A 9,284-nucleotide genomic window follows, 5' to 3' on the forward strand; every position below is an offset into this window, starting at 1 on the left:
CTTCAGATGAAGAATAGCCAGATACATCTTTTAAATTAAGCTCATTAGCAGTAGCAGTCATTGGTGCTAAAAGACCAAGAGTTGCTGGTGCCACAAGCAAGCTTTTGAAAAGCTTCATAAATTGCCTCACACAATATTAGGGACACTTTAAGATACTGTATAAATATGGCAAAGCACAAGTATTGACCGATACATTTTTTGATTCTTCTATCTGCAACAATTATTTTTTAGGCAGATACCTAAATTTAAATTAATTAATAAGTCGTAGCAGGGGTTCCCAAGTATAGAGTTTCAATATTAATTTTATGGCAATGTTATGTGCCGGTATTATTTGTGTCCAATTGCTAATGATTTGTTTTTTAAAAAAGGGCTAGGCAAGCCATTTGATTTGTTAATTCTTGGCAAAATTTCTGAATAAGAAGTTTCATTTGAGATAATGAAAGGTTTGGGTCCAAAACAGAAATTTCAGATTAAGACTTTTTACTTTAGGATATGTATCCCTGAAAGATGATTTTGATAATCACACAACAATATTAGAGTTTTTAGATCTTAATCAGAACTGGTTTGAGTAGAAATAATACAATAAATATCCCATCTTCCACTCATGTTGTACAACCTCTTCATAAAACCTAATTAGATAAATGGAGAAATTACAGTAGCTATTATTATGAGGAGTGTCCTATTTACCTTTAAAAGTGGGTTAATTATTTTGAATACAAAATTAAAATCACATAAATGATTAAGTATTTCTTAAAAATATAAATCGTATGAAAAATTAAAGATGTTCATTCGCAAAAAACTAGTAATTAATTTAGTTTGTTTTCTAAATACATTTTATTTCTTAAAAATTTATCTTGATATTTAATTTTTTTTTCGGGAAATTTTGTAAGTTACTTTTTGAGTCTTAAATTGCTTCTTCTTTTTATTCTCAAAGGCGTCCACATACCAACCAGAAGCTAACCTAGTATCAATTTCATCATAAAATTTATTCTCGTTGAGTTTACTTAGAGATTTTTTTATGTAATTCATTTATAAACATATTTTTTTTACTATAGCAAAATGGATATTATATAAACTTTATTCATAATTGAAAAAATTTTATATAGATATTTTTCAAATAAAAACCTCAACTATAGATTGAAAAATATAGAATCTTTAGAAAAAATGAAAAATAAACGAAAATCTCTCGTTAAGTAATGATAATAGCTATGTTAAATAGAAATTTATACCTGAGGAGCACAAGGTAAAATGACTCAAATAAATCTTTTTGTTAATTCTCTTCCAAGAGATTTTTCAGAATTCTCATTTTTCTTAATTATCGGTTTTACAGCAGGATCATTGGGGTTAATTTAATAGTTTATTATTTTTATTTTTTTATTTATTCTCTAAATTTTTCATTTATCATTAATACTAAAAATCAATAAAAGAAAACAATTTAACTCATTTCCTCCAAATAATTTTATTAACATTTTAACCAAGATTCGACAGGAAAATCAAATTTTGATCTTCCCTCAAGTTCTATCAACTCAACTACGGTTAAGAGTCCCGTAATTTTTTTGCCATTGTCTTTTAAAATATTTGAAACACAATTTACAGTACCACCTGTTGCTAACAAATCGTCGATAATTGCAAAAGAACAAAAGTTATTAAGACTCCTTTTTTGAATTGATAATGAATTTTCTCCATACTCAAGAGTATATTTGTTTTTTATTAATTCTCCAGGAAGTTTTCCTGGTTTTCTGGCGAATATCATTGGTTTTGAGACTTGAAATGAGATTGCAGATCCAAAAATAAAACCTCGCGCATCAATTGATATTAAAGCTTCAGCACTAGTCACAATTTTACTCGATGCCATTTTAAGAATGAGTTCTTTAAAGACTATTGGATGTTGAGCTATCTCAAGGACATCTTTAAAATCAATTCCTTCCTTTGGATGATCTTTGTAAGTAGATATTAATTCATTTAGTATTTCCATGTTTTTAGTTAGAATTTAAATTCTCTTTAACAAATTATTCTTTAGAAATATCATAGCCAAGCGCAGGATTTAATCATTTAAAGCAGTTTTTATAAAATAATTATTTAGAGGGGCTTTTATAGATGGCTGTTATGAACTAAGATCTTATTAGAGGGGCGTGGCGCAGCTTGGTAGCGCGGGGGCTTTGGGAGTTACCGATTATACAAACCAAAAGTATTGCAATAACTAGATTAAGGCTAAATATTACAATCTATTTAGTGAGAGTTAGTGAGGATCTTGAAATCTGTTGGGAGGACTACGATCAGAACTACTTTGTTAGTGACAAATAGTGAGGAGCTTGTAGTTACTCATAAATAATTGCATGAAGAAAGTCGGTTTAGCTCTATGTTTAAATAACAAATTTATTTTTTATTTTCTTTTAGTATTTTTTCAACTTTTTTAGTCACTTCTTTTGGAACGCTATCAGGACAATATTGTATAGCAGTAGTAACTATTTGAAATTCTGCTCCGGCAAATAATTTTTCTCTTTCTAGTTTGTCATCCCCTAATTCTTTTACTGCTCCTCCATGTTTCCCCTCAACTACTTGTACATAGGTGGCAGTAGCCACCCCTAAAGCTTGTGGAAATTCTATACCAGCTTCTGAAGCTATACAAAGATATGAAGCTCCCATACCTTTGTATAAATATAAATCTTGTTCCGTAGCCGGTTGTAATTTATTGTTGGCTTTTATTTCTTTACTTGGTATTGTTATTTCAAAAAAAGTTAAATATAAAAATATAGGAAGGCTTAAAATTTTTAAAAATTTATTTGAAGATAAATTTATAAACATTAATCAATTTTTTTATTTACTTTTTAAAAATAACATTTTTTTTGAAACTAATCACAACGCGGGTGCTTATCATTTTTCTCACTATTTGATATAAAAATTAGTGAGGAATGACTTGTTTAGTTAGTGACAAAATAGTGACAAAACTCATTTTCAAGCCTCAAAAGTGATTTTTTATAAAATATTTAGCAATTTGGTCTTTTATAGATGACTGTTATGAACTAAGATCTTATGAGCGGGGCGTGGCGCAGCTTGGTAGCGCGGGTGCTTTGGGAGCACTAGGTCGCAGGTTCGAATCCTGTCGCCCCGACTCTTAGAATCCAAGTTATAGACAGGTTTCCCAGCCTGTCTTTTTTATTGGTTACATTTTAGAATAATGAGACTGAGCGAGCTTTGAGCGAGGATTTGCTATACCTTGCATAACTTTGCTGCCTGAACTCGCTCACTATGACTTAAATAAGCAATAAACAAATAATCGTTCCAATACTAAAAAATTGATTTAATCATGATTAATCAAATCTTTAATCCTTTTTAAAGTAGACTAAATGTATCAGAAACTCCTCACACACTAATTTCTGATAATTAAACGCCCCGATTCGTAAGAATTAGGGTGTTTTTTAATGAAACTAAGTCCTAAAAGAGATAATTGATATATGTGTCGAATAAGTAACATTAATTATCCCCTTTCACCAAAAAAATATATATGTAATTAAGTTATAGGTGTGTGTAGGAGAGGTTTTACTGAAACAGTGGAAACAAGGAAACACTTCATTTAGTAAAACCAGAAAAAGACCTCTAGAAATAGGGGTCTTTTTTTTGTCTAAGTATTCTTTTCTTCCTCCCTTTTCTTGTTGTCTTCCCTACAGTTAATAACCTACCGAATAATTACTATACCTTTGTAAATACAGTTAAAAAGATGGGCACAGGATTTTTAGCATTTATGTTTGCTCTAGTGGGTTTATATAAATACTGGGGTGATAGTCAATTCGTTCCATTCGTTTTATTAGTAATCGCTAGTTATGTCGTAACTGAATTGGTCAGAAATGATGTTAAAAAGAATGGGATTGATGAAGGTAATAAAGGTTTGGTTCTATCTAGTATGGTTTTGCAAATTGCAGTTATTATTATTGGCCTTGCATCGCTGTTTACTGTTTAGCTAAGAGGAAATTATTCCCAATCTTTTAGTTTCTTAAAATGTATAGCTCCTTTTTTTAAATCGACTGTCAATCAATAAGCAGTTCCTCCTAATTTCTCAAGTAATTCATACTTATCTCTTTTCTCATACCACTTATTTAAATCTTCTTCACTTACTGTTTTAAATAAAAATAAGGATATCTTTTCTAAATAATCAGCAATATAAATTCTTGAAATTGGGTTTAGAGAAACATAAATTATGGTAATTAAAACTAATAAAAGCTCAACTAGGAGTATGCGTTTCATTCAGAAATTTAAATTGAAGTTCCTTTTTTGAGCTTTAACGAGGAATCATTTTCTGGAAAAATCTGTTTTATATTTTCTGGAAAGAAAAACTCTAATTGCCTCCTTAAATCACCTTCATATAAATAGTCTTTTGTTGAGACTTTAAAAGTATCTCTTACTAATCGAACATTTATTTTTTCCTTTTTACCTGCCTCATTAATTCTTGATAAAACTAATTTAATTGGCTTATCTTTTGGTCCTTTTATGAGAGAAACAGCTTCATTTATACCCATTCCTTTAGTTGATTTGCCATCTATTTTTATGATTACATCATTTGGTTTAATGTCAGCTGAAGCAGCAGGTGAATCATTTATTACAGATTGAATAGTTAATTCAGCAGTGTCACTATTGAGAAAAAGCCTTATTCCAATCCCTGATATTTCCTTATCTTTTTTATGAGATAGTTTTTTATTAGTTTTCACACATCCTGCATAATCTCGTGCTTCTAAACATTTTTTATGTAATTCATCAGATATTTCAGCATTAACAGCAGTTGGTAAAGCGAGGGCAGCTAGTAATGGGAGTAGTAAGCGTTTCATTTATTTATTCAACAATAATTGAGCCTCCCATCCCAAAAGGTGCATGAGGAGAACAAACATAATAGTATTTCCCAGCTGATACACCTGTTGTGTTCCATGATAGTTTTCCATCTTGAGTTCCAGGGGTACCTGATAATGTCCCTGTGGTTACTTGATCACCGCCTCCACGAGAAAATTCAGTCTTTATATAAAACGGATGACTAAACGCATCAACATTAAAAACAATAGTATCTCCTTTATTAACAGTAACTGTAGGATCATTCCCACTTACAGATCCATTTTTATCTTTACCACTAAGAATATAGTTTTCTATACTTTCTGCTGAAACATCAATAAAGTAAGTCTCTGACTTTGCATTCGCTGGAAATGAAAAACCTAAAAGCAAAGGCAATAATAAAAGTGAACGCATAAACTTAAGGAATTTATATAAACATATTAAAAAAAAAAGGAGCTAATTGCCCCTTATTTTAGATCGACTGTCAATCGTATTTAATGTAGCGGTTTAAGTAGTAAGCGTTTTATTTGTACTTATCAAAATAATTAAGCGATATATTTATCGCTTCATCCAATTTCTCTCTTGTCGTACCTTCACCTGACTCCTTTGTTAAACATCTTCTTTTAGCTTCTTTTTTATTAATTGATGTTCCATCTGCAAGTTTGAATGTCCGATCTGGATACTGTATTACTATATTTTCTGAGCATCCATTAACTGCTATTCCTTTTCCAATTGATCCGTTAAAGCTGAAGAAATGATTTACTTTCGGTATAGAAACATATTCAATTTGATTTCCCGTTTCTTTAACAAGATTATAATAATATTCGCATGCGATGGGGTTATAGTGGCTTTCTTCACCTTTAATTATTAAAGTTTTTATATTAGATTTGAATGGAAAAGAAACTTTGTTACATCCAGGTTCTGCAGCAACTGCTGCTTTAAATAAATCGCTGTTTGCCCTTTTGTCTTGAAGCTTCAATACTTGACTTGCACCATAACTAAAACCAGAGTAAAAAATTTTTGATTTATCAAATCTTTCATCCTTAGATAGTATCGAGTTAAGTTTTTCACTAATCAAAATACCGTTTGGAAACTTTCCTTTATCTGAAGGTTTTAACTTTCTTTTATAAAAAGAATCAAGCAAAGCTATCGCATAACCTCTTTCTAAAGCTTTTTCTACTAACCTTCTCCCCCATTCGTCTGTTCTACCTCCCCATTTCTCGAACCTTAAACCATCTCTATTACTTCCATGTTGGTGAATAATTAGGGATAATTTTTTATTCTTGTAATATTTTGGAAAATGAATTTGAGCTAAAACATCATTTCTATCTGGAAACTTCTTATCAGGCACTTTAAATTTAATTACTTCTATATTTTTATTATTTACTTTAATTATTTCAGCCTCTGAAAAGTTCGCTCTATCTTCATTCGTAAGAACAGGTTGAGAATTTATAGCGAGAGCAGCTAGTAGTGGAAGTAGTAAGCGTTTCATTTAAAAACTATAAGTGACTTTATTGCATTTTTTCTTTCGATATATTTTCTGCATTTCTTTTTGTTCTGATAAATAATCTTCTTTTGCTTGTTTATTAATTGGATCATATTTGGCTTTAAATTCTTCTTTGAGAGCTTGAGCATTTTGTCTTCTTTCTTCTGCCATGAAATCAAAATCACCATCACTATAATTTCCACTTTTTAAGGTAGTTTCAAACAAATAACATTCATTAGATAAAGCAATATCAAATTCTTTTAGTAAGAAATATTCAGTACAAAAGCTTGCTAATTTATAAGGACTATTATAAAAGTCTCTCCATTTTATATCTATTCCATAAACTTCAGCAATTTTTTCATTAGTAAATTCTTTGCTTTGATTTACAAATAATATTTTTTGCTGATAATCATCTTTTGATTGATTTATTGCAAATTGAAGGTCTTTGCATACTCTTACTTTATCGTTTCCAAAACCAACTATAAGTGGGAAAACAATAAATAAAACTAAGCGTTTCATTTAATCGTTGACTTTTTGGTCTAATAATTCTTTTAATTCCTTTGGGAAGTTTAAAAAAGAATCTTTTAAATTTTCATTCTTTTCTCCTATATGTAGTATCCACTCTCTAAATTCTTCTGCTATTGCATAACTGTCTTCATATTTTTCTAGGGTATCCATAACAGAAATTCTGTTAGTAGCCCAACAAGTCGCAATATCAATCCTTTTTTTTTTAGTATTTACTGCCAAAACTCATCTAATGCATCAAACACTCTGTTGAGATAATCGTTTGCTCCTATACATTCCCATTTTCCCTTTTCACCAATCGCACATTTGTAGTGCAGTTCTCTCTTGAGCTGCATTAGTTTATTTGTCATTGCAACCTTGTCTAGTCTTCCGTTCATAGTAAGTCTTCCGCTTCCGTCAATATTTGATTCTTTAAAAAAACAAGCGCGTCTAGTTTTTCTTCTTTTTCTTCATAATTTTCAAATTTCATTTCTGCAATTTCAACAATTGCTTTATCTACATTTTTAAGCCGTTTCTTAATAACTCTTTTTGGGATTTTGGTTGATTCCATTGGAATTACTTTTTTCTTTATATTCGCTTTCTTTTCTTCAAAATGCGAGCCCCACACTTTAAATTCTGGTTAAATTTTCTACATAATATCGTTAAGAATATAGTTTCTGCTCTTTTAATTTTAATTTAATCAATAGATTTAAGTGGTGAGCTTTTCATTTAAAAGGTAATATTTTCTTCTTCAAGTTTTTTCTTTAGTTCTAGTGGCATATAAGCAATATCTTTTTTAATTGCATTTAAAGCATCATTATACTTTTCAGGATCAGATAAAAGCGTTTTTATCAAGTTATATTCACTTTCTATTTCCTGAGAGGAAAATTTACTCATTTTTAAAAACTTATTACTTTTTTTATTTTAGATTGACTTTCAATTTAATCTGTCTTTAAATATCAACTCCTAAAATGAATTTAATTTTTAAATTAATTTGGTTTACTTTAAGAAAGAGTTTATTAAATCCCTTAAATTAAAAGGCTCTATATTTTTAATTGTGGTAATTATTGGATTTATTTACTCAAGTCCAAAATCAAGGGTAATTATTGCAAATTCTTTGACTTCTTCCGCTAAATTTTTAAACGAAACTGTAGAAACAACAAATAAGGATATTTGGTTTTCTCAACCTGATTTCATTTTTAGTATTAGGTTAAAATTACGAGAATTATTGAGAGGAACTCAAAGAGGTTGAGAAGGAGCTAATTACCCCTTATTGAAGATCGACTGTCAAACGAAGGGCCTAGTCTATATTCTATTGGCCATAACAAATACATTTACCCCCTTTCCAGTTTGAACATTTTTTCTTTTTGCATTTCTTTTTCTTTTTCTTATCAGCCATCTTAAAAGCGTTTACTAGTATTTAAATCTTTTTTTAATTCTCTTATTTTTTATGTCATAAATCTTTTGAGCATTCAAGTAAGCAATCTTTTTAGAAACTTCTTCAGGCAATTGATTTAAAATATCACGATAAATCCTCACTATTTTTGAATATTTTTTCCAGCGGTGCTTTTTATGCGCATCAGTGGCAAATAACAATTTATCTTGATACTCGATTAAGATTTCTTTCCATTCATCTTTTAATTGCTTTTCATCATTTAAAAATCCAGAGCCAAATTTAGATTGTTTAATAGGATCACAGATGTTTCTTTTATCTTTATTTTTTTTCGATATCGTCATATATACATTGTCATGTGTTGAAAGGATTAATTTAGCCTGTTTTGGACTCCCAAAACCCATATGAGGTATTATGAATTTTTGATTTGGGAAATCAAGGAAAAGTTTAGAAAATTTAGGCCAATCTCTTTCCCAATCATAAAACTCCCAATGTGTCATAACAGGAATATTCTTTGAAGAAACCTTCACTAAGAATTCAGCAACCCCTTTTCCTGATGGGTCTAAATATGTTTCTCCTGATTCATGCTGGCGCCCAATAGAACTAGTATTACACTTGTCTGCATGAGTGAATAAGATTTCTCCTACAAAAGAATATTTATATTTATCAATATTTTTCAAAGTTCGCTTTGTGAAGGATTTGCCAATGTCATTCTCATGCAAAAAATACTTTGGTGCACCAAGCACTATTAAATCTTTGTTGTTTCTATGCAAATTGAGTAATGCTTTTTCATTTTCACCTAAGTATTTTCTACTTCTGGCAAAAAGAGCAATCTTATAAATTCCAGCATCTCTCACTCTAGAAATAGATTTTTCAAATCCTGGTCTTTCATCTTCTGATCTATCACTTAATTGAGCCATTGCATCAAAAAGAGGACCGTCATAACCATAGACTTCAAAGGGGGATAAAAGTGCAGCTAGTAGTGGGAGTAGTAAGCGTTTCATTTAATATTTAAATCTATTTTTTTATATTCTTTTTATTGATTTTTCAATCAATTTGTCTAAAGTTTTTTCATCTGAAACGATA

14 protein-coding genes, 1 tRNA gene and 1 pseudogene are annotated in these 9,284 nt (G+C 29.9%); 3 read left to right on the top strand and 13 right to left on the bottom strand.

Annotated elements, in window-relative coordinates:
* The 3 genes and pseudogenes from ACTF45_RS08040 to ACTF45_RS08050 form a co-directional block, all read right to left on the bottom strand.
* A pseudogene (locus ACTF45_RS08040) lies at positions 1–118 on the bottom strand (porin); the annotation flags it as partial.
* Between the two features lie 1,344 nt (positions 119–1,462).
* Positions 1,463–1,975: an adenine phosphoribosyltransferase gene (locus ACTF45_RS08045; RefSeq protein ID WP_438949747.1), complete on the bottom strand. Its 513-nt coding sequence runs from the start codon at positions 1,973–1,975 to the stop codon at positions 1,463–1,465.
* 401 nt (positions 1,976–2,376) lie between these two features.
* On the bottom strand, positions 2,377–2,805 hold the full coding sequence (locus tag ACTF45_RS08050) for a Villin headpiece domain-containing protein (protein ID WP_438949748.1): 429 nt from the start codon (positions 2,803–2,805) through the stop codon (positions 2,377–2,379).
* A gap of 233 nt (positions 2,806–3,038) precedes the next feature.
* On the opposite strand from ACTF45_RS08050, the gene ACTF45_RS08055 reads away from it, so the two are divergent.
* A tRNA-Pro gene (locus ACTF45_RS08055) sits at positions 3,039–3,112 on the top strand.
* Positions 3,113–3,718: 606 nt separating this feature from the next.
* A complete protein-coding gene (locus tag ACTF45_RS08060) occupies positions 3,719–3,958 on the top strand; it encodes a hypothetical protein (protein ID WP_438949749.1) in 240 nt (79 codons plus the stop codon).
* 71 nt (positions 3,959–4,029) lie between these two features.
* On the opposite strand, the gene ACTF45_RS08065 is transcribed toward ACTF45_RS08060, so the two are convergent.
* From ACTF45_RS08065 to ACTF45_RS08105, 9 genes are all read right to left on the bottom strand, one after another.
* Positions 4,030–4,242: a hypothetical protein gene (locus ACTF45_RS08065; protein ID WP_025893796.1), complete on the bottom strand. Its 213-nt coding sequence runs from the start codon at positions 4,240–4,242 to the stop codon at positions 4,030–4,032.
* 8 nt (positions 4,243–4,250) lie between these two features.
* Entirely contained in the window at positions 4,251–4,820 is a 570-nt protein-coding gene (locus ACTF45_RS08070) for a S41 family peptidase (RefSeq protein WP_438949750.1), read from the bottom strand.
* 4 nt (positions 4,821–4,824) lie between these two features.
* On the bottom strand, positions 4,825–5,229 hold the full coding sequence (locus ACTF45_RS08075; RefSeq protein WP_438949751.1) for a cupredoxin domain-containing protein: 405 nt from the start codon (positions 5,227–5,229) through the stop codon (positions 4,825–4,827).
* Positions 5,230–5,338: 109 nt separating this feature from the next.
* Complete coding sequence (locus tag ACTF45_RS08080) at positions 5,339–6,307, bottom strand: UBX domain protein (protein WP_438949752.1); 969 nt, start codon at positions 6,305–6,307, stop codon at positions 5,339–5,341.
* Positions 6,308–6,820, bottom strand: a complete 513-nt coding sequence (locus tag ACTF45_RS08085; protein WP_438949753.1) for a hypothetical protein — start codon at positions 6,818–6,820, stop codon at positions 6,308–6,310.
* On the bottom strand, positions 6,821–7,048 hold the full coding sequence (locus ACTF45_RS08090) for a hypothetical protein (RefSeq protein ID WP_438949773.1): 228 nt from the start codon (positions 7,046–7,048) through the stop codon (positions 6,821–6,823).
* Entirely contained in the window at positions 7,039–7,161 is a 123-nt protein-coding gene (locus tag ACTF45_RS08095; RefSeq protein ID WP_268741256.1) for a hypothetical protein, read from the bottom strand. The genes ACTF45_RS08090 and ACTF45_RS08095 overlap by 10 nt, the downstream gene beginning before the upstream one ends.
* A gap of 38 nt (positions 7,162–7,199) precedes the next feature.
* Positions 7,200–7,433 carry a hypothetical protein gene (locus ACTF45_RS08100; protein ID WP_438949754.1) on the bottom strand — a complete coding sequence of 78 codons (234 nt, stop codon included), beginning with the start codon at positions 7,431–7,433 and terminating at the stop codon, positions 7,200–7,202.
* A gap of 101 nt (positions 7,434–7,534) precedes the next feature.
* Positions 7,535–7,702: a chorismate-binding protein gene (locus ACTF45_RS08105; protein ID WP_438949755.1), complete on the bottom strand. Its 168-nt coding sequence runs from the start codon at positions 7,700–7,702 to the stop codon at positions 7,535–7,537.
* A 160-nt stretch (positions 7,703–7,862) separates the two neighbouring features.
* Between ACTF45_RS08105 and ACTF45_RS08110 the strand changes: the two genes are divergently transcribed.
* Positions 7,863–8,057 carry a hypothetical protein gene (locus tag ACTF45_RS08110; RefSeq protein ID WP_438949756.1) on the top strand — a complete coding sequence of 65 codons (195 nt, stop codon included), beginning with the start codon at positions 7,863–7,865 and terminating at the stop codon, positions 8,055–8,057.
* A gap of 161 nt (positions 8,058–8,218) precedes the next feature.
* Here the strand turns inward: ACTF45_RS08110 and ACTF45_RS08115 are convergent, their stop codons facing one another.
* On the bottom strand, positions 8,219–9,202 hold the full coding sequence (locus tag ACTF45_RS08115; RefSeq protein ID WP_438949757.1) for an amidohydrolase family protein: 984 nt from the start codon (positions 9,200–9,202) through the stop codon (positions 8,219–8,221).
* Between the last annotated feature and the right edge of the window lie 82 nt (positions 9,203–9,284).

The organism is Prochlorococcus sp. (assembly GCF_965655815.1).
Taxonomy (GTDB): domain Bacteria; phylum Cyanobacteriota; class Cyanobacteriia; order PCC-6307; family Cyanobiaceae; genus Prochlorococcus_A; species Prochlorococcus_A pastoris.